Origin of the sequence: Candidatus Mycalebacterium zealandia, assembly GCA_014075295.1 — a bacterium.
GTDB classification, from domain to species: domain Bacteria; phylum Desulfobacterota_D; class UBA1144; order Nemesobacterales; family Mycalebacteriaceae; genus Mycalebacterium; species Mycalebacterium zealandia.
Genome location: CP046180.1, coordinates 881738 through 899954, shown reverse-complemented (window position 1 = coordinate 899954; position 18217 = coordinate 881738). Strand labels below are relative to the sequence as shown.

Sequence of the window (18217 nt, the reverse complement as noted above, 5' to 3'; positions counted from 1 at the left end):
CGGCGGAGAAGGGCGCGCCGTCTAATCCTCAAAATTTTCAATTCCGTGTTTTTCAAAAATCTTTCTGATTTTTTTCAACGCGGTTTTTTCTATCTGCCTCACCCTTTCGCGTGAAATACCGAACTTGCCTCCGATTTTATCAAGCGTTTCGGGATTCTCGCTGAGCAACCGGTTTTGGATTGTGTGTCTTTCTTTTTCTCCGAGTTCGCTCAACGCTTCGCTCATGCGTGCCTGAACAATGTGTTTCATCTGCGCGCGGTCAACTTCCTCGTCCGGGCTTTCAGAACTGTCTTTTAGAAAATCCAGATGCGCGACATCGGAGTCGTCCTGAACGGGCAGATGAAGAGACAGGTCACGCGAGCTCATGGCGGTTTTCATTTCCACTATGCTTTTTTCAGACACTCCAAGTTCGTCCGCGAGCTCGGCGTTTGTCGCCTCGCTTCCCGCGTCCGCCATCTTTCCGCTTGTTGAGCGTATTTTGTAAAAAAGTTTTCTCTGCTCTCTGCCCGTGCCGATTCTGACAAGGCTCCAGGTGTCCATTATGTGTTTCTGGATATACGCTTTTATCCACCAGACGGCGTAGGAGATGAGGCGGTAGCCCTTTGTGGGGTCAAACCGTTTTACCGCCTGCATAAGTCCCAAATTGCCTTCCTGAATTATATCCATCGCGCCGACCCCGTAGTTTTTGTATTCTCCCGCCACTTTTACGACAAACTTCAGGTTTGAAGCAACGAGTTTGCGTGCGGCTTCTATGTCGCCCGTTTTGCGGTAACGAGCCGCGAGTTCGCGCTCTTCTTCTCCGGTCAGAACCGGGTGGGACGCTATTTCCGCTATGTAGCGTTGAAGCGGGGAAGCGGGGGCAAGGGCTGATGAGGGGCGGCGCGCGGGTGTTTTTTTGCCTTTTTTCTGCTTTTTTGGGACGCTTTGAGGTGTTTCTTGACTGTCTTTCATCGGCAGTATAATTTAACACATCTTTCCAGTTCCGGTGTAGCTCAGCTGGCAGAGCGGGTGGCTGTTAACCACTAGGTCGGGGGTTCGAATCCCTCCGCCGGAGCCATAAGCCGCATCCGCGTTCCAGTTGAAGTTTTTCCTTCCGCTACTAAAAATGACAGATTCCCGCGATGCGGTTAATTTAATTCCCGTGCCGGCGAAGATAAAAATAGAGTATTGCGTCCAATGCGGTTGGCTTTTGCGCGCGGGCTGGATGGCTCAGGAGTTGCTTTCCACCTTTGGCGACAAAATAGGCGAACTTGCGCTTGTGCCTTCTTCCGGCGGAGTTTTCAGGGTTTCTGTCGGAGACGGCATCGTATGGTCAAGGGAGAACAACGGCGGATTTCCGTCCGCCGCCGAACTTAAACGGCTTGTCAGAGACCGGGTCGCGCCGGATATGCCGCTCGGACATGTGGACGAAAAAACTGAGGGGAGTTGATGAAAGCGCTTGTTTTTCAGCATGTGGGGCACGAAGCCCCCGGTCGGCTCGGAGAGTTGATGCGGGAAAACGGTTTTGACATTCAGTCCGTGAACTTTGGTGCGGGAGACGGTATCCCTGAAAAAACCGATGACTTTGCCGCCCTTGTTGTTATGGGCGGACCAATGAACGTTTATGAGAGCGGTAAATATCCGTATCTTGAATCCGAAACGCGGTTTCTGAGCGATTTCATAAAAAGCGGCAGAGCCGTGATGGGAATATGCCTCGGCGCGCAGTTAATGGCGGTTGCTCTTGGAGCGCGCGTCTATGCGGGAGACGAAAAAGAGATAGGGTGGTATGACATAACGGTTACGGACGAAGCGGCGGATGATGCCGTGTTTGGAGCGTTTTCCCGTACCGAAAAGGTTTTTCAGTGGCACGGAGACACTTTTGATGTGCCCGCGGGCGCGGAGCGTCTGGCGTTTTCGGACTATTTTCCAAATCAGGCGTTCAAGTATGGTGAAAAAGCCTACGCATTGCAGTTTCATATTGAGACAAACGGGCAAATGGTGCGCGACTGGCTCGGCAAAGAGGAAAACAGGCGCGAACTTGAATCGGGCGTTTTTGACACGGAGAAAATTGAGAGCGACATCGGTGTTTACGGTGGCGATATGGGAAAACTCGCGGATTCTGTTTTCAGTTCTTTTTTGAAACTTGTCTGAATGTCTGTACAATCAGGGCTTCTTAAAAAAACGCAAAGGAGAGAAAAATGTCCGATTGGAAACTTACAAATCACGGCCATCCTGAAATTGAACCCGCGAAGACAAAACGCGCAATCTTTATCGGAAGGTATCAGCCCTATCATCAGGGGCATATAAGTCTCGTTCGCCAGAAACTGGACAAGGGCGTTCCCTGCCTTGTTATGGTCAGAGACATTCCGCCCGACACCAAAAATCCGTTCACAACGGAGCAGACGATTGACATGATACGCAAATATCACGCGAGCAAGGGTGATGACGTTGAAGTGATGAAGATTCCCGATATAGAGTCCGTCAACTGGGGCAGGGGGGTCGGTTATGAGATGAATGAGTTTTTCCCGCCCGAGAACATCGGTTGGATATCCGCCACAAAAATCAGGGATTCAATCAAGGGCGGGGAAGATGAATGGCGCGAAATGGTTGACGAGTCAATTCAGGAAGACGTCGTCAAATATCTGAAAGATTCCAATTTGTGAGGAAGCCGCCTCGCTGTCAGGCGGACTGTTCGGGTTCCGGAGTTTTTTTCGGCTCGGCGGTTCTAGAGGCTTTTTTCTCCGGCTTTTCGGAACTCTCCGCTTTCTGTTCGGTTTGTACGGGCTCGGAAGCCTTTTCCGGTTTCGGCTGCTCTTGAGTCACGCCGTACTTTTTGCGGAATTTCTCCACGCGGCTTTCCTTGGCAAACTGCTGTTCTCTGCCGGTGAAGAAAGGGTGTGAACCGCTTGATATATCAACCGTAATAAGAGGGTATTCGTTGCCGTCTTCCCACGTGATGGTTTCGTCCGAGGTTTTTGTTGAGCGCGTTAGTATTGCGAAGTCGGACGAGGGGTCTTTGAAAACAACCGAGTTGTATTCGGGGTGAATGTCTTTTTTCATTGTGCTGTCTCCCAACTCTGCCGAGAGCGGGGTAATATAACAAACAGCGCCTGTTTGTAAAGGCGGAAGTTTTCGCACTTTTATCCGGGGAGAACTTTATCAAATAATGGGAAAAACCGCCATTTTTATAGATGCCGATGTTTGCAAGGAGCACGAAAACGGCCCCATGCATCCAGAAAGTCCCGACAGAATAACGGCTTTGGAATCTCTTTTGAGCGCCGCGAGCGTATCCTCTTTTGTTGAGCGCATGGCGATAAGAGACGCAACTCCGGAACAATTGATGAGTGTTCACAACGAAGACTATGTGAGAGCCATTCAGCAGACCGATGGCAAACCTTTATCTCAACTTGATCAGGACACGGGAGCGGGAGGAGGTTCATGGCGTGCCGCTGTTCGTTCGGCGGGAGCCGCTATTTGCGCCTGCGACGAGGCTCTTAAGGGCGGAAACGCTTTTGCGTTCTGCCGTCCGCCCGGTCACCATGCCGAGCGGGACCGGGCGATGGGGTTTTGTCTTTTCAATAATGTTGCGGTTGCGGCGGAGTTCGCCTTGAGTGAGCGCTCCGCGGAGCGCGTTATGATAGTTGACTGGGATGTTCATCACGGCAACGGAACGCAGAACAGTTTTTACGGAAGGGGTGATGTTTTCTATTTTTCAGTTCATCAGCATCCGGCTTTCCCCGGCACCGGAAGTGCGGAGGAAACCGGAAGCGGAGATGGAAAGGGAACCACTTTGAACATCCCGCTTGCCGCCGAACAGACCGATGAGGTTTATATCAACATATTTCAAAACCAACTTGCCGAAGCCGCGCGTTCATACAAGCCCGACATCATTCTTGTGTCGGCGGGTTTTGACGCGCACAAAGCCGACCCGCTTGCGGGAATGAGCCTTTCAAGCGAATGTTTCGGCGCTCTCGCGGCGGAAATTCAGACGCTTGCCGGAGAGATATACGGCGGAGCACCGGCGTTTTTTCTTGAAGGGGGCTACGATTTGTGGGGCTTGCAGACCTCGGTCGCCGAAGTGCTGTGGGCGCTCGGAGGCGAAAAAAAGGGCTGACCTTTTATACCTTCTTTGCTTTTGCGTGTTTGTGTTCAAGGCGTTTTTCCGTATCTTAACGAAAACCTTTGAAAAAGGAGAATCCAAATGAAAGCGGGAATTTATCACGAACTAGGGGAAGCGGATGTAATTAAATACGAGGATGTTGAAATTCCTTCGCCCGGCGGCGATGAGGTTTTGATAAAGGTTAAATCGTGCGCGATGAACTCTCTGGACACGCGCCTGAGATCGGGCAAATCACCGCGTCCGGTTGAACTTCCGCATGTCGGCGGAATAGACATTTCGGGAGTTATTGAGGATACCGGAAGCGGCGCTTCGGTGAGCGCGGGAGACAGGGTTGTAGTCAATCCGGCGGTCAAAACGGAAAAGGGTTTGAGCGTTATAGGAGCGAACCGGCACGGGGGGTTCGCCGAGTATGTGAAAGTTCCTGCGGCAAATGTGTGCAAAATCCCCGACGGGCTTTCCCACGATGATGCGGCGGCTCTGCCCATCTGCTACGTTACGGCGCTTTACGGGCTTGTTGACAGAGGCGGACTCAAAAAAGGTGAAACGGTTGTTGTTCACGCGGCGGGCAGCGGAACCGGAACGGCGACAATCCAGACAGCCAAAAATTTGGGCGCGAAAGTTATTGCGACCGCCGGAAGCGATGAAAAACTTGAAAAAGCGCGCTCCATCGGCGCGGACGAAGTTGTAAATTACAAAAAAGAAGATTTTTCCGAGGTCATCAAGGGCGGCGTGGACATGATTTTTGATTCCGTCGGCGCGTCATACTGGGAAAAGAATATGAAAATTCTCAAACCCGGAGGAAGGCTTCTTCTTATCGGCGTTGTCGGAGGCGCCGTTGTGGAACAGGTCGCCATCGGGCCCGTTATCATGAGGGATATTTCCATTATCGGCGTAACGGTTTTTAACTCTCCGCAGAAGATTCTGGAACAAACCGTCAAAATGGCGGCGGACGGAACTTTCAAGCCCATAATAGACAAAACAGTTCCTCTTGCCGACCTTGCCGAAGCGCACAAGGCGCTTGAAAACGCAAGCCAGTTCGGAAAAGTTGTGGTTAATCCTTAAGGAAGCGCGCGGCTTCGGGAGCGAAGTATGTGGCTACCATGTCGGCTCCCGCGCGTTTGATTGAAAGCAGGCTTTCCATAATCGCGTCACGCTCGTTAATCCAGCCTTTTTCAGCGGCGGATTTTATCATAAGGTACTCACCGCTCACCTGATACGCGGCAACCGGAAGATCTGTTGATTCCCTGAACGCGCTCACAACGTCAAGGTAGTGGCTCGCGGGTTTTACCATCACAATGTCTGCGCCCTCGGCTTCATCAAGAGCAAGTTCCCGAAGCGCCTCCCGCACGTTGGCGGGGTCCATCTGATAGGTTTCTTTGTCGCCCGATTTTGGCGCGGAATCAAGCGCGCCGCGAAACGGACCGTAAAAACATGAGGCGTATTTCGCCGTGTATGAAAGTATGGATGTGTTCGCGTGCCCGCTTTCGTCAAGCATTTCCCTTATGGCTCCGACCCGACCATCCATCATATCGCTTGGCGCTACAATATCCGCTCCGGCATCGGCATGAGCAAGTGCCTGACGGCAGAGAATCTCAACCGTTGTGTCGTTCAGAATTTCCCCCGAAGCGGACACAACCCCGTCATGCCCGTCAGTTGAATACGGGTCAAGCGCGACGTCGGTTATCACAACCGATTCGGGAAAATGTTTTTTTAGTTTTCGCACGGTTTGCGGAACAAGCCCGCGCGGGTTTTCCGCCTCTTTCGCGGTTGCGGATTTTAAGTTGCTTTCAATTGAGGGAAACAGCATAAAAGCCGCGACTCCGTTTTTGAGGCAGCTTTCAAACTCCTTGAGAATGCCATTTTCCCCAAGTCGTTTTCTTCCCGGCATAGAGTCTATGTTTTCATCGTCTTTGCCTTCCCGTATGAAAACCGGACAGATCAGATTGCTTGCGGAAAGAGAGGACTCTCTCACAGCCGAGCGTATGGTTTTGCTCTTTCTGTTTCTGCGCGGACGCGCGATAATGTCAAGCGAAACAGTGTCTTTCGCCGCTATTTGCCGATTCTTGCCCATAGGGCGAAACCTACACGGGTTAACCCTTTTTTCAAATTCTCTTTTACCCTCCGTGTTTTCGTTGGTAGACTAAACTCTAATGAGGATTTTTATTCTGTTTCCCCTTTTGTGCGCCGTCGCGCTTGTGTTCGGTGCGGATGTGTGTTCGGCGCAGGTGAGTGTTGTCAAGGTTGAGAGGTCTAAGCCTTTTCCGGATGCCCGCGTGAGGGTTGTTTCGCCGCTGAACGGTGAATCCGTTCGCCCTTTTTCCCCCGAAGTCAGGCTGGAGGTTTTCGGTTTTAAGCCGGGCGTTCAGACCGAAACCAAAAGAAAGAATTTGGTAGCGAATTCTTCGAAAGGACAGCATGTTCACCTGATTGTCGACAACGAGCCATACGAGGCAATCTACGATGTCTCAAAGCCGGTTGTTCTGAAAAATTTGAGCGTGGGACCCCACACTCTTGTTGTGTTTCCTTCGCGCTCCTATCACGAAAGCATCAAATCGGAGGGCGCGGCGCATGTTGTGAATTTTAATGTTGTCAGTTCTTTGATGGCCGTTTCTCCGCCTGACCTTTCCGCTCCCGCGCTGATTTACAGCCGCCCGAAAGGGGTTTACAAAGATAAGGACGCTGAAAGCGTAATGGTTGATTTTTACTTGCGTAACACAACGCTTGGCCCGGACGGATACAAGGTGAAACTGTTTGTGTTTGAGGGCGCGCGCGCTTCACGTTCTTCGCTTGTGGCTTTGGAGGTTTTTGAAGTCTGGCAGCCGGCTTTTGTAACCGGGCTCAAAAGCGGAAAATACACATTTCTGCTTGAGCTTTTTGATTCCCGCGGCAACAGGGTTCCCGGAATATTCGGTTCCGCGCGCAGACTCATACAAGTTGTTCGCAGGACTTCCACGGGGGGCTGAATGATACATCTCTACACATCGCCCACTCCAAACGGAAGAAAAATCTCAATCATGCTTGAAGAGACGGGCATGGAATATACCGTTCACACCTTGAGTCTTCATAAGAATGAACATAAAACGCCGGAATTTCTCGCCATAAATCCCAACGGGCGGATACCTGCGATTGTTGATGAGGACGCGGGCGGCTTTGAGGTTTTTGAGTCAGGTGCCATTCTTTTCTATCTCGCCGAAAAAAGCGGAAAATTCCTGCCCGCAGACCCGGAGGCCAAATCCCTGGTGATGCAGTGGGTTATGTTTCAAATTGCGGGCGTGGGTCCCATGCAGGGACAGGTGAATGTTTTTCGCAACTACGCGTCGGAAAAAATTCCCTACGCTATTAACAGATACACAAAGGAAACAAACCGCCTTTACACGGTGGTGGATTCGCGGCTTTCCCGCGCCGCCTACCTTGCGGGCGATGAGTACACAATTGCGGATATGTCTTTGTGGCCCTGGGTGAAGGTCGCGGATGTTGCCGGTATTGACATTTCGGGCTTTCCGTGCCTGCGCGACTGGTTTGAGCGTGTTGCCGGGCGTCCGGCGGTTCGGAAGGGAAGCGATATTCCACCGTCTTTGAACGAGAGTGAGAAGGATAGGAACGAAAGGATTTCAAAGATTCTTGTTTGAAATTCAGGGCGGGGCAGTTATGTTTTCACCTCTTTTCAAGAGATTTGTCTTTTAATTAATTATGTCCAGCAGAGAAAGTTTTATTTTTACATCGGAGTCTGTAACTGAAGGGCATCCGGATAAAATGGCAGACCAGATTTCGGACGCCATTCTGGATTCAATGCTTGAAGGAGATTCTTTAAGCCGTGTTGCCTGCGAAACGCTTATTACAACGGGGCTTGCTGTTGTGTCGGGCGAGATAACGACTTCCAGTTCGGTCAACATTCCCGCGATTGTAAGAAAGACCGTAGAGAACATAGGCTACACGGACAGCTCAATGGGATTTGACGCCGCCACCTGCTCGGTTGTTGTGGCGACCGATGTGCAGTCCGAGGACATAGCCGCAGGCGTTAATTCAAGCGCCGACAAAGAGCAGGGAGCCGGGGATCAGGGGCTTATGTTCGGCTACGCCAACGACGACACGCCGCAACTCCTGCCCTTTCCTATAATGTGCGCTCATAATCTTTCAAAGAGGCTTTCCGACGCGCGAAAAGAAGGCGTTCTGCCTTTTCTGCGCCCCGACGGTAAATCGCAGGTTACGGTCAGATATGAAAATAAAAAACCCGTTGAGATTGACACTGTTGTGGTTTCTTCACAGCACTCCGCCGACACGGACAACAAGACCATTTATGAGGGCATCGTGGAAGAGGTGGTTAAGCGGGTGATAGATGACTCTCTTTTTACGAAAAACACAAAAGTGCTTGTGAACCCGACCGGCAGATTCGTCATCGGCGGTCCGATGGGAGACGTTGGGCTTACGGGCAGAAAAATCATCATAGATACCTACGGCGGATGGGCGCGGCACGGAGGCGGCGCTTTTTCCGGCAAAGACCCTTCAAAGGTTGACCGCAGCGCCGCTTACATGGCGCGTTACATCGCGAAAAACGTTGTGGCGAGCGGAATCGCGAAGGAATGTGAGGTTCAACTTGCTTACGCGATAGGGGTTGCCGAGCCGGTGTCGGTGATGGTTGATACTTTCGGAACATCCGTTGAGCCGGAAAGCAAAATAGTTTCCGCCATCAGGGAGAACTTTGATTTAAGACCGGCCGGAATTATAGAAACTCTGAAACTTCTCAGACCAATATATCTGCCGACCGCCGCTTACGGGCATTTCGGGCGCGAAGATTCCGGAGATGTTTTTACATGGGAAAAAACCGACAAGGCTGAAGGGTTAAAAAAAGCGCTCGGAAAATAGCGCTGAAAAATATAAAGGAGAAAAAATGGAAAACGATATCAAAGACATCAAGCTTGCGACCGAGGGAAAACTCAGAGCGGAATGGGCTGCTCAGCAGATGCCCGTTCTCGGAGCGATAGAGACGGAGTTTTTGCGCACAAAGCCGCTTAAAGGCATACGGGTTGCGGCTTGTCTTCATGTTACAACGGAAACCGGAAATCTTATGACGACCCTAAAAGCGGGCGGGGCGCAAGTGAGTCTCTGCGCGTCAAACCCTTTGAGCACTCAGGACGATGTTGCGGCATATCTGGTGAAAAGAGGCATACCGACTTTTGCCGTAAAAGGCGAAAGCACCGCGACTTTTCACAAGCACCTCAAAGCTGTTCTGGCTATGAAGCCGCATGTTACGATGGATGACGGCGCGGACATTACGGCGGAGATACACAAAAGCAAAAGCGACAATTACAACAACATAATCGGCGGAACGGAAGAGACGACCACGGGAGTCATAAGGCTTAAGAGCCTTGCCGCGCAGAACAAACTGAAATATCCGATTTTCGCCGTGAATGACGCGAAAACCAAACACTTTTTTGACAACCGCTACGGAACGGGACAAAGCACTCTGGACGGAATAATCCGCGCGACGAACCGGCTTATATCGGGAACCAGTTTTGTGGTCGCTGGCTACGGCTGGTGCGGGAAAGGGCTTGCAATGAGAGCGAGGGGAATGGGCGCGAACGTAATCGTTACCGAGATTGACCCCATAAAGGGGCTTGAAGCCAAAATGGACGGATTCAACGTTATGCCGATGAGTGAAGCCTCGCCGCTGGGAGATTTTTTCTGTACTGTTACGGGAAACCTCAACGTCATTAGAAAAGAGCATTTCGTGAAGATGAAAACCGGCGCGATTGTCTGCAACTCCGGACATTTTGACGCGGAGATAGACCTTAAAAAACTCGCTTCAATCACAAAATCTACACGCGTGATAAGGGAGTATATTGAAGAACACACCCTGAAAAACGGGCGGAAAGTCAATATTCTCGGTCAGGGGCGGCTCGTCAATCTGGCGGCGGCGGAGGGGCATCCCTCAAGCGTGATGGACATGAGTTTCGCCAATCAGGCTCTTTCCTGTGAGTATCTTGTGAAAAAGGGCCGCAATCTCAAGCCCGATGTTTACGGTGTTCCCGAAAAACTGGATGCGCGAATTGCATCCATAAAACTGAAAGCGCTGGGAATAAATATAGACAAACTGACCTCGGAACAGAGAAAATACCTTAACTCATGGGAAGTGGGAACCTAAAACTCGTTGACAACTCCCCGTCTGAGTTAAGGGAATTGTTTGAAGGGCATCTGATTGTTGTTCAGGGACTTTCCGTAAACACAGCCAAAGCGTATTGCGCGGATATTGAAAAGTTTATTTCGTTTGTGAAAACAAATTCCCCGAAAGCCGATTTATCGGATGTTGGCCGCGGAGCAGTGAATGATTTTCTTGCTTCCCTGATGGACAGGGGCTTGAGCGCGCGTTCGGTTAACCGCTACCTTTCGTCTGTCAGAAAATTTTACAAGTTTCTGCAAAGCGAAAAAATTGTCGGCGCGGACCCGACTGAAGATGTGTCGGCACGCAGAACGGACAAAAACCTGCCGAAAGTGCTTTCCGAGGAAAACATTGGGAAAATCCTTGACGCTCCGGAGCTTGAAGCCGGCGGAAAGCCCGAAAACTTGAGAAATTCAGCCATTCTTGAACTGTTCTACGCCACCGGAATGCGCGTTTCCGAACTGTCGTCTCTTGAACTCAACTGGCTTCATGGAGACGGCGCGCAGGCATATCTTATGGTTCGCGGCAAGGGAGGCAAGGAACGTCTCATACCGATTGGCAGAAAGGCGCTTGAAAAAATTGACCTGTATGTCGGAGGCGCGAGGGATTCTCTACTCAAAGGCAGGCAGTCTCCGTATCTGTTTGTTTCGCGCAGGGGAACGTGTTTGACCAGACAGCAGTTGTGGAAAATGATAAAGTTTTACGCCGTAGTTGCCGGGATAAAGCAGAACATCAGTCCACACACAATGAGGCATTCATTCGCCACGCATTTGCTCAGCAGGGGGGCTGACCTCAGGACAATCCAAATGCTTCTCGGACACTCTGACATATCGGTTACTCAGATTTACACTTCGGTTGAGAGCGGTGAGATCCAGAGGCTCCATGACAAATTCCATCCGAGGGCTTGATGTTTTCCCTTGACCCTTTTCAGATTGCGGTAACGGCGGTTGCCATACTTTTTGTGCTGACCGTGCATGAGTTCAGTCACGCGCTCGTGGCGGACGCGCTTGGAGACAAAACCGCGCGGAGAATGGGGCGTCTTACGCTCAACCCCCTTTCTCATCTTGACCTTCTGGGTACCGTGCTGATGTTTGTAGCAGGGTTCGGGTGGGCAAAGCCCGTGCCGGTTGATTTGCGAAATCTTAAAAACCCCAAAACGGAGATGATTTACATTGCCGCCGCGGGGCCTTTGTCAAACATACTGACGGCGGTTATTGCCGGGGCGGCATTCCAGTTTCTCGCGAGCGGCGGCGCGGAAGGGGTTCTGTTCTCAAACGTCTGGGTTTTTATTGGAAATTTCCTGTTGTTGATTATTGTTTACAGTGTTGCGCTTGCGGTTTTCAACCTCATTCCCATTCCCCCGCTTGACGGCTCAAGGATTCTCTACGGACTTCTTCCGCACACGGCGGCGAATTTTTACGCGCGTTTTGAAAAATTTGGCATGCTTTTACTGTTCGGGATTTTTATTTTTGCCAGAGAGGGCGCGATGCGCGTACTGTGGACTCCGGTGAAGCAGTTGGTCATTCTTTTTACGGGAGAAAGCGGGATTTTATAAAAACGTCCAATGACTGAGCAAAAAACAGTTTCAGGTTCCGACCCCCGTAGCGGCGGTTTCTACACAGTTGACATTGAACAGTTTGAGGGTCCTTTGGACCTTCTGCTTTCCCTCGTGAAGAAAAGCGAAATCAATATTTACGATATTCCAATCGCGGAAGTCTCCGAACAATACAACAAGCAGTTGGAGATTATGCGCCGCGGCGATTTTGATTCGGTCGCGCAGTATCTTCCACTTCTCGCCGAACTGGGGCTTGTGAAGTCGAGAATGCTTTTGCCCAAAACCGAAGAAGATGAACACGAAGACGGAACCGACCCGCGTTTGGAACTCGCGCGGCGGCTGGTTGTGTATGAGCGGTTCAGAGACGCGGCGGCAAGAATGGGTGAGATAAGTTTGCTCGGCAGAGATGTGTTCGGAAAGGGTCTCAGATACTCAGAAGAGTTCGGTGAACCCGAAATTGAAACCGAAGTTGCGGCGAGCGGCGTGTGGCCCCTCATAGTAGCGCTTTGCGAAATGAGAGCCAGAATTAACGAAGGCGACGCCGAAGAGATATCTTTCACCATAGACCCCGTGTCGGTTGAGCAGAGAATCTCCGAGATACACGAAAAGATAAGGGAGAAGGGTGTCATTGATGATTTTAATATGCTTTTTGACGAAAAGCCGTCAAGAAGCCATATCGCCATTTCTTTTGTTGCTGTTCTTGAACTTGCGAGAAAAGAGGTTGTTGAACTGTTTCAGAAAAAACCATTTTCCGCGATAAAACTTTTATACTCGGAGGAAGAAAAAGATGGAGAAAAGCCGGATAAAGAAAATAATTGAAGCGGTGATTTTCGCGTCCGAATCACCCGTAAGCCCAGCGTCGCTTAAAAGTGGTTTGCCGGAACTTTCATCCGAGGATATTGCCGCTGCGTTCAATGAGGTCTCAAATGAGTGGAACGGCATGGACAGGGGCTTTGAGTTGGTGAAGGTCGCGGGCGGTTACCAGTTTCGCACGAAAAAAGAGTTTACGGAAGACATCACGGGCTTCAACAAAAAAATCAAAAAACTGCGGTTGAGCAAAGCAGCGCTTGAAGTGCTCGCCATCTCCGCGTATCAGCAACCGCTCACAAAAGCAGACATTGAGGAAATACGCGGCGTGGACTCCTCCGCGGTGGTCAACCTTCTTATGGAAAGGGGAATGCTTGAAATATGCGGAAGAAAAGATGTTCCCGGCAGACCGTTTCTCTATAAAACCACCGAGGAATTTCTTCAAACCTTTGGCATGGAAAACCTCTCAGACCTTCCCACGCTCAAAGAGATTGAGGAGATTGAAAAAGACCTCGGCGCGGAGCCGACTTTGCTCAGACCCGAACCGGAAACGCCCGAACCTCAACCCGAAGGTGATGATGCCTCCACCCCGCGGCCGGACAATTCACAGCCCCGCGATGGCGCGGAAAACTCTTGACTCTTCGGCGCGCATTTTTTCACGCTCTTTTTTCTTTTTATGCGTGTGTCCGGCAAGATGGGAAATGCCGTGAATGACGAGCCGTTTGATTTCCTCCTCAAATGTTATGCCGTAGAGGTCGGCGCGTCTGCGGGCCGTTTCAATTGAAATTGCGACATCGCCTGCGAGCCCTCCGGTGTTTTGCTCAAATGAGAGAACATCTGTTGTTTTTGAGATTTTCCTGTAGGTTTTGTTGAGTTCTCTCATCTCATTGTCATCAATAATGGCAATGCTGACATCGCCTCCCGGCGAGAGCAGGGCGGTGGCTTTGCGGGCGCAAAGGGTGATTAGTTTAAGGTGCTTTTTCTCCGCAAGACCGCTCCGGTCTGTAATGGAGATGGAAATGTTTCTTGCGCCGCGCTCTGTGAACATAGCTGAATAATATATAATTTCCAATCGTCATGCCCGTCAGTAACAAAAAACGCTCAGTGCCTCTCGTGGCAATTGTGGGCAGACCTAACGTCGGAAAATCAACTCTGTTCAACAGAATCACCGGAACGGACAAAGCCATTGTGGAGTCCGTGCCCGGGGTTACGAGAGACAGAATTTACTCCGATATGAATTGGAACGGCAGAAATTTCTCCGTTGTGGATACGGCGGGACTTGAGCCGCTCGGGAGAGACGCCGCTCCGCCGGGCGCGAAGGAGCAGGCGGCAATTGCCATTGAGGAAGCGGATTTAATAGTGATGCTTACCAACGGAATGGAGAACCCCGTTCCCGAAGACATTGAGATTATGCGGATGCTCAGAAAAAGCGGAAAAGAGGTTTTCTGCTTTGTGAACAAGATTGACCACGAAAAGCATGAGAAGTTCGTTGATAATTTTCACTTTCTCGGAGAGGTGAAAATGAGGGGGATTTCCGCTCTTCACGGGCGTAACACATATGAACTTCTTGATGACATTACCGCCGCGCTTCCGCCTGCAAAAGCGGAAAAGAATGGCGCCGCGGACGAGCCCATACGGATTGCCGTTTTAGGAAAGCCCAATGTCGGCAAGTCCACGCTTGTGAACACAATCCTCCAAAAAGAGAGGATGATAACAAGTCCCGTTCCCGGAACTACACGTGATTCGGTTGATGTTCCGTTTGAATACGGCGGGGGAAAATACGTCATTACCGACACGGCGGGCGTGCGGAGAAGAGCAAAAATCGGAGGTTCTGTTGAGCGGCTTGGAACACTCAAAGCGATAAGAAGCATAGCGGCGTGCGATGTGGCGGTGCTTATGATAGACGCGTCCGAGGGGCCATCCCGTCAGGACACTCGCCTCGCGGGTCTTATAGAAGACAGGGGCAAATCCGCTATAATAGCCTTGAATAAATGGGATCTTGCGCCTCAAGCCGCGCGCGAGACTAAAGATATTGGCAGGAAAACCGTGCAACGTCTCGGTGGAGCGCTCTATTTTTCCAAAACGGTAACAATCTCCGCCCTTGAGGGTAAAAAAATCAACCGGCTTTTTGACTGTGTGACTAAAGCGCACAAATGGCACAGGGAAAAAATTCCCACCAGAAAACTAAATGACTTTCTCAAGAGAGCCGTAAAAGGGGGGCCTTCCGTTTTTCGCGGTCGCGAGTTCAAGGCGTATTATATTAGTCAGGTTCGCGTTGAGCCGCCGGGTTTTGTTATTTTCACAAACGCCACATCTATGGCGGTGCCTGCTAATTATTCAAAATATATTGAGCACGGAATACGGAAAGAGTTTGGTTTTGAGGGGACGCCGATTCGGCTGTTTTTCCGCAAGAGGGAAAATAAAGATGTCGTCAAGCGAGGCTGATTTCAATCCTCTGTAAGCACGGATTGGACCTCAGCCGTTTTGTCTTTTGCCGAATACAAACTCTTCGCGCGCCGTTGTCCCGCTTGCCCCATTGATTTTCTCAAATCTTCGTCTTCAATAAGTCTGAGGACGCTTTCGGTCATGTGCGAATCGTCTCCGGGGGGGCTTAAAATTCCCGTAACGCCGTCCTCAACGGATTCCTCTATGCCTCCCACTTTGAAACCCGTAACCGGTATCGCGAAAGACATTGCCTCTATGACCGAACGCGGAAACGGGTCGGGGTAATTGGACGGCATCAGGAAGATGTCAAAATCTGCGAGGCAGCCTGACACATCTTTCCTGAAACCCGTAAAAACAAAACAGTCCGCGATTCCCATGTGCTCAACGCGCGCTTTTATTTCAGACAAATGATTTTTCGCGAAAAAACCGGGCGTGTCGCCGACAATCACGAACTTGATTTTGTTTCTCAAATCTCCGTTTTTCAAAAGAGTCGCCGCCACTTCAATCATATGCTTGTATCCTTTGCGCGGAACCACTCTTCCGGTGTTTCCGATTATGATTGAGTCTTCGGGGATGGAAAACTCCTTTCTCAAAACTCCGCTTGAAGTCCGGCGTTCAAAATCTTCCGGGTCTATGCCGTTGTATATCACGCGCACTTTGGGGTTGTCGCCGAACTGCAGGGCGGTTGCTCGCGAAACGCAGATTATTTTTTTTACCGCGCTCAAAGAGGCGAGGCGGGTTATCACGAATTTGAGAAAACGGACTTGCTGTATGTTTCTCACATGCCAGACCACGGGGCGCCGGTGAATCAAGCCGATAAAAGCGCCGGTGATTTTCGCTATTGTGCCGTTGCAGTGGATTAAATCTATGCGCAGTTCGCGCAACAATCCGCCGCAATTGAAAACAAGCGCGGCTATCCTTACAATGTTCACGACCGCGTAGGCGGTTTTTAGAAAAGCTGTCAGCGCGGGGGCTAAAAAGCCCGCCGCCTCCGGTTTTATGGAGAGTCTTGCGGAAACGGGGCGGAAAAACCCGTCGGGAAAACGGGAATCAATAATGACATCGCGGTATATGCCTTCTTCTTTGAGCCGTTCGGAAAAGATGTCATCTCGCGGGATTAGAACAAAAGGGCGGATGATTTTTCTGTCAATATGTTTGAGGATGTAGAAAAGACTTCGCCCGGGTCCGCCATCCCGAACGGAATGGTTGATGAACAAAACTCTTTTTTCGCTGTTTTCAGACTTCATTTGACGGCTCTTTGGAACGACTTAATTTAACACAAAGTGCGTTGGTGTGCTTCTTGAATATCAACGCTTTACAATATAGGATTTTGCCCTGCACGGATTGATTGTTCGTCTTGAGACCGGAAAGAGGCGAACAGGTTTTTTCTAATGCCAACTTCATCAAAGAAAAGCAAAAGCGCGAAAGGCGGCACACCGAAACTTATATGGTTCAACGGCTCATTTGTTTCATGGAATGACGCCAATGTTCATATCCTGACCCACACACTTCACTACGGAATGGGGGTTTTTGAAGGTATCAGGGCTTATAAAAGCGCCAAAAACGGGCGCACCGCGGTTTTGAAACTCAGCGCCCATATTGACAGATTTTTCATGTCCGCCCACATTGCCGGAATGAAGATTCCTCACACGAAGAAAACAATAAGACGTGCGATTTTTGAACTGCTGGAAAAAAACCGTCTTGAAGAAGCGTATATCCGCCCAATCTCTTTTCTTGGTTCGGGCACAATGGGTATTTTGCCCGCGAAGAATCCGGTCGGCACGGCAATTGCCGCTTGGAACTGGGGCGCGTATCTAGGAAGCGACGGACTCAACAATGGCATCAGGACAAAAATTTCCTCATACACGCGCATGCATGTCAATTCGTTTATGACAAAGGCGAAAATCTGCGGCAACTATGTCAATTCGGTTCTTGCCAAGCAGGAGGCGGTTTCCACCGGTTTTGACGAAGCTATTCTTCTGGACGCCGAGGGGTTTGTCTCCGAAGGTAGCGGCGAGAACATTTTTATTGTCCGCAACGGCGTCATAAAAACGCCTCCGCTGTCTTCCGCGCTTGAAGGGATAACGCGCGGATGTGTAATCCGCCTTGCTACTGATGAGGGCATTGAACTGCGCGAACAGAGGTTCACAAGAGACGAGCTTTACAGTGCGGACGAAATTTTTCTGACCGGCACCGCGGCGGAAATAACCCCCGTGCGCGAAGTGGACAACAGAAAAATCAATACCGGAAAGCCGGGAGCAATTACGAAAAAACTTCAAAATGCGTTTTTTGAAATTACGCGGGCGGAAAACGGAAAATACGGAGAGTGGCTTGAAACCAAGCCGTAAACACATCGTATGTGTTAGAATTCAAAGAGATGTCCAAACCCTCAATTCAAATTTTCAAAGACGGTCCCATTATCGTGTCAGGCGATTTTGATCTTCTGGACTCAAACGGCGACAAGATTGAATGTGGAGACAAATCCGCCCTGTGCAGATGTGGAGAGTCTTCAAACAAGCCGTTTTGTGACGGAACGCATAAGAAAAACGGTTTCAAAGATGAGAAAAACGGCTGACCGCGAGGAGTGAAAATGGTTTTAACCCCGTCAAATATGGTGCCGCTCGGAATGAAAGCGCCGGATTTCAACCTTCCTGATGTTGTAAGCGGAGAGAACAAAACCCTCGCCAATTTCAAGTCCGATATTGCGACTGTTGTTATGTTCATCTGCAACCACTGTCCGTATGTGAAGCACATTCAACCCGGGTTGGTCAGTCTCGCGGACGATTACATCGCCAGAGGCGTGTCCTTTGTCGCGCTAAACTCAAATGATGTGGAAAACTATCCCGATGATTCCCCCGACAAGATGCTGGAAGACGCGAAGCGTTTGAACTATCCGTTTTCGTATCTTTTCGACGAAAATCAGGAAATTGCCAGAGCGTATGACGCAGCATGCACTCCCGACTTTTTTGTTTTTGACAGGGATTTTTCCTGCGTGTATCGCGGGCAGATGGACAATTCCCGTCCTGAGAATGGCAAGCCCGTAACCGGGGCGGACTTAAGAGCCGCGCTTGATGCCGTAATTGCCGGAGAGGCGCTTTCGGAAAGTCAGATTCCGAGCATGGGTTGCAACATTAAATGGAAGAAGTGAGCGGCG

The 18217-nt window shown here is 50.4% G+C and carries 22 protein-coding genes and 1 tRNA gene; 18 read left to right on the top strand and 5 right to left on the bottom strand.

Annotation, left to right across the window (positions count from 1 at the left end):
• Positions 1–21: 21 nt before the first annotated feature.
• Positions 22–951 carry a sigma-70 family RNA polymerase sigma factor gene (locus GKS04_04500; GenBank protein ID QMU56404.1) on the bottom strand — a complete coding sequence of 310 codons (930 nt, stop codon included), beginning with the start codon at positions 949–951 and terminating at the stop codon, positions 22–24.
• A gap of 30 nt (positions 952–981) precedes the next feature.
• On the opposite strand from GKS04_04500, the gene GKS04_04495 reads away from it, so the two are divergent.
• The 4 genes from GKS04_04495 to GKS04_04480 all read left to right on the top strand — a co-directional run bounded on the left by GKS04_04495 (position 982) and on the right by GKS04_04480 (position 2642).
• A tRNA-Asn gene (locus GKS04_04495) sits at positions 982–1057 on the top strand.
• Positions 1058–1105: 48 nt separating this feature from the next.
• Positions 1106–1429: a SelT/SelW/SelH family protein gene (locus GKS04_04490; GenBank protein QMU56403.1), complete on the top strand. Its 324-nt coding sequence runs from the start codon at positions 1106–1108 to the stop codon at positions 1427–1429.
• On the top strand, positions 1429–2130 hold the full coding sequence (locus tag GKS04_04485; GenBank protein QMU56402.1) for an amidotransferase: 702 nt from the start codon (positions 1429–1431) through the stop codon (positions 2128–2130). Before GKS04_04490 ends, GKS04_04485 begins: the two co-directional genes overlap by 1 nt.
• 47 nt (positions 2131–2177) lie before the next feature.
• Positions 2178–2642 carry an adenylyltransferase/cytidyltransferase family protein gene (locus GKS04_04480; GenBank protein QMU56401.1) on the top strand — a complete coding sequence of 155 codons (465 nt, stop codon included), beginning with the start codon at positions 2178–2180 and terminating at the stop codon, positions 2640–2642.
• A gap of 16 nt (positions 2643–2658) precedes the next feature.
• Here GKS04_04480 and GKS04_04475 read toward each other — a convergent pair whose 3' ends face one another.
• Positions 2659–3039 (bottom strand): type B 50S ribosomal protein L31, encoded by a 381-nt coding sequence (locus tag GKS04_04475; protein ID QMU56400.1) that lies wholly within the window; start codon positions 3037–3039, stop codon positions 2659–2661.
• Between the two features lie 106 nt (positions 3040–3145).
• Here GKS04_04475 and GKS04_04470 point away from each other — a divergent pair, with 106 nt between their 5' ends.
• The gene (locus tag GKS04_04470) at positions 3146–4093 is read left to right on the top strand and encodes a histone deacetylase (protein ID QMU56399.1); all 948 of its coding nucleotides are present in this window, start codon (positions 3146–3148) and stop codon (positions 4091–4093) included.
• 87 nt (positions 4094–4180) lie between these two features.
• On the top strand, positions 4181–5161 hold the full coding sequence (locus tag GKS04_04465) for a zinc-binding dehydrogenase (protein ID QMU56398.1): 981 nt from the start codon (positions 4181–4183) through the stop codon (positions 5159–5161).
• Here GKS04_04465 and hemB read toward each other — a convergent pair.
• On the bottom strand, positions 5151–6170 hold the full coding sequence (gene hemB, locus GKS04_04460) for a porphobilinogen synthase (GenBank protein ID QMU56397.1): 1020 nt from the start codon (positions 6168–6170) through the stop codon (positions 5151–5153). The two genes, GKS04_04465 and hemB, sit on opposite strands and share 11 nt — an antisense overlap.
• A 79-nt stretch (positions 6171–6249) precedes the next feature.
• Between hemB and GKS04_04455 the strand changes: the two genes are divergently transcribed.
• From GKS04_04455 to scpB, 8 genes are all read left to right on the top strand, one after another.
• Positions 6250–7062 (top strand): hypothetical protein, encoded by an 813-nt coding sequence (locus GKS04_04455; protein QMU56396.1) that lies wholly within the window; start codon positions 6250–6252, stop codon positions 7060–7062.
• The gene (locus tag GKS04_04450) at positions 7063–7728 is read left to right on the top strand and encodes a glutathione S-transferase (protein QMU56395.1); all 666 of its coding nucleotides are present in this window, start codon (positions 7063–7065) and stop codon (positions 7726–7728) included.
• 61 nt (positions 7729–7789) lie between these two features.
• Complete coding sequence (locus tag GKS04_04445) at positions 7790–8962, top strand: methionine adenosyltransferase (GenBank protein QMU56394.1); 1173 nt, start codon at positions 7790–7792, stop codon at positions 8960–8962.
• A gap of 25 nt (positions 8963–8987) precedes the next feature.
• Positions 8988–10241 carry an adenosylhomocysteinase gene (locus GKS04_04440; protein ID QMU56393.1) on the top strand — a complete coding sequence of 418 codons (1254 nt, stop codon included), beginning with the start codon at positions 8988–8990 and terminating at the stop codon, positions 10239–10241.
• The gene (gene xerD / locus GKS04_04435; protein QMU56392.1) at positions 10223–11164 is read left to right on the top strand and encodes a site-specific tyrosine recombinase XerD; all 942 of its coding nucleotides are present in this window, start codon (positions 10223–10225) and stop codon (positions 11162–11164) included. Before GKS04_04440 ends, xerD begins: the two co-directional genes overlap by 19 nt.
• Positions 11164–11811, top strand: coding sequence for a site-2 protease family protein (locus tag GKS04_04430; GenBank protein ID QMU56391.1), 648 nt, complete (start codon positions 11164–11166; stop codon positions 11809–11811). The genes xerD and GKS04_04430 overlap by 1 nt, the downstream gene beginning before the upstream one ends.
• 9 nt (positions 11812–11820) lie before the next feature.
• Positions 11821–12630, top strand: a complete 810-nt coding sequence (locus tag GKS04_04425; GenBank protein QMU56390.1) for a hypothetical protein — start codon at positions 11821–11823, stop codon at positions 12628–12630.
• On the top strand, positions 12599–13255 hold the full coding sequence (gene scpB / locus GKS04_04420; GenBank protein QMU56389.1) for an SMC-Scp complex subunit ScpB: 657 nt from the start codon (positions 12599–12601) through the stop codon (positions 13253–13255). The genes GKS04_04425 and scpB overlap by 32 nt, the downstream gene beginning before the upstream one ends.
• Here scpB and ybeY read toward each other — a convergent pair.
• Entirely contained in the window at positions 13223–13666 is a 444-nt protein-coding gene (gene ybeY / locus GKS04_04415) for an rRNA maturation RNase YbeY (protein ID QMU56388.1), read from the bottom strand. The genes scpB and ybeY overlap by 33 nt on opposite strands.
• 29 nt (positions 13667–13695) lie before the next feature.
• Between ybeY and der the strand changes: the two genes are divergently transcribed.
• A complete protein-coding gene (der, locus tag GKS04_04410) occupies positions 13696–15063 on the top strand; it encodes a ribosome biogenesis GTPase Der (GenBank protein ID QMU56387.1) in 1368 nt (455 codons plus the stop codon).
• Positions 15064–15065: 2 nt separating this feature from the next.
• Here the strand turns inward: der and GKS04_04405 are convergent, their stop codons facing one another.
• A complete protein-coding gene (locus tag GKS04_04405; protein QMU56386.1) occupies positions 15066–16310 on the bottom strand; it encodes a glycosyltransferase in 1245 nt (414 codons plus the stop codon).
• Positions 16311–16454: 144 nt separating this feature from the next.
• On the opposite strand from GKS04_04405, the gene GKS04_04400 reads away from it, so the two are divergent.
• Genes GKS04_04400 through GKS04_04390 form a run of 3 tightly spaced genes read left to right on the top strand, consistent with a single transcriptional unit; the run spans position 16455 to position 18211 of the window.
• On the top strand, positions 16455–17411 hold the full coding sequence (locus GKS04_04400; GenBank protein QMU56385.1) for a branched-chain amino acid transaminase: 957 nt from the start codon (positions 16455–16457) through the stop codon (positions 17409–17411).
• 29 nt (positions 17412–17440) lie between these two features.
• Entirely contained in the window at positions 17441–17638 is a 198-nt protein-coding gene (locus GKS04_04395; GenBank protein QMU56384.1) for a CDGSH iron-sulfur domain-containing protein, read from the top strand.
• Positions 17639–17653: 15 nt separating this feature from the next.
• On the top strand, positions 17654–18211 hold the full coding sequence (locus GKS04_04390) for a redoxin domain-containing protein (protein ID QMU56383.1): 558 nt from the start codon (positions 17654–17656) through the stop codon (positions 18209–18211).
• The last annotated feature ends 6 nt before the right edge of the window (positions 18212–18217 follow it).

Coding starts and splice junctions, on each gene's coding strand:
- GKS04_04500 (QMU56404.1), bottom strand. CDS start 951: ATGAAAGACAGTCAAGAAACACCTCAAAGCGTCCCAAAAAAGCAGAAA.
- GKS04_04490 (QMU56403.1), top strand. CDS start 1,106: ATGACAGATTCCCGCGATGCGGTTAATTTAATTCCCGTGCCGGCGAAG.
- GKS04_04485 (QMU56402.1), top strand. CDS start 1,429: ATGAAAGCGCTTGTTTTTCAGCATGTGGGGCACGAAGCCCCCGGTCGG.
- GKS04_04480 (QMU56401.1), top strand. CDS start 2,178: ATGTCCGATTGGAAACTTACAAATCACGGCCATCCTGAAATTGAACCC.
- GKS04_04475 (QMU56400.1), bottom strand. CDS start 3,039: ATGAAAAAAGACATTCACCCCGAATACAACTCGGTTGTTTTCAAAGAC.
- GKS04_04470 (QMU56399.1), top strand. CDS start 3,146: ATGGGAAAAACCGCCATTTTTATAGATGCCGATGTTTGCAAGGAGCAC.
- GKS04_04465 (QMU56398.1), top strand. CDS start 4,181: ATGAAAGCGGGAATTTATCACGAACTAGGGGAAGCGGATGTAATTAAA.
- hemB (QMU56397.1), bottom strand. CDS start 6,170: ATGGGCAAGAATCGGCAAATAGCGGCGAAAGACACTGTTTCGCTTGAC.
- GKS04_04455 (QMU56396.1), top strand. CDS start 6,250: ATGAGGATTTTTATTCTGTTTCCCCTTTTGTGCGCCGTCGCGCTTGTG.
- GKS04_04450 (QMU56395.1), top strand. CDS start 7,063: ATGATACATCTCTACACATCGCCCACTCCAAACGGAAGAAAAATCTCA.
- GKS04_04445 (QMU56394.1), top strand. CDS start 7,790: ATGTCCAGCAGAGAAAGTTTTATTTTTACATCGGAGTCTGTAACTGAA.
- GKS04_04440 (QMU56393.1), top strand. CDS start 8,988: ATGGAAAACGATATCAAAGACATCAAGCTTGCGACCGAGGGAAAACTC.
- xerD (QMU56392.1), top strand. CDS start 10,223: ATGGGAAGTGGGAACCTAAAACTCGTTGACAACTCCCCGTCTGAGTTA.
- GKS04_04430 (QMU56391.1), top strand. CDS start 11,164: ATGTTTTCCCTTGACCCTTTTCAGATTGCGGTAACGGCGGTTGCCATA.
- GKS04_04425 (QMU56390.1), top strand. CDS start 11,821: ATGACTGAGCAAAAAACAGTTTCAGGTTCCGACCCCCGTAGCGGCGGT.
- scpB (QMU56389.1), top strand. CDS start 12,599: ATGGAGAAAAGCCGGATAAAGAAAATAATTGAAGCGGTGATTTTCGCG.
- ybeY (QMU56388.1), bottom strand. CDS start 13,666: ATGTTCACAGAGCGCGGCGCAAGAAACATTTCCATCTCCATTACAGAC.
- der (QMU56387.1), top strand. CDS start 13,696: ATGCCCGTCAGTAACAAAAAACGCTCAGTGCCTCTCGTGGCAATTGTG.
- GKS04_04405 (QMU56386.1), bottom strand. CDS start 16,310: ATGAAGTCTGAAAACAGCGAAAAAAGAGTTTTGTTCATCAACCATTCC.
- GKS04_04400 (QMU56385.1), top strand. CDS start 16,455: ATGCCAACTTCATCAAAGAAAAGCAAAAGCGCGAAAGGCGGCACACCG.
- GKS04_04395 (QMU56384.1), top strand. CDS start 17,441: ATGTCCAAACCCTCAATTCAAATTTTCAAAGACGGTCCCATTATCGTG.
- GKS04_04390 (QMU56383.1), top strand. CDS start 17,654: ATGGTTTTAACCCCGTCAAATATGGTGCCGCTCGGAATGAAAGCGCCG.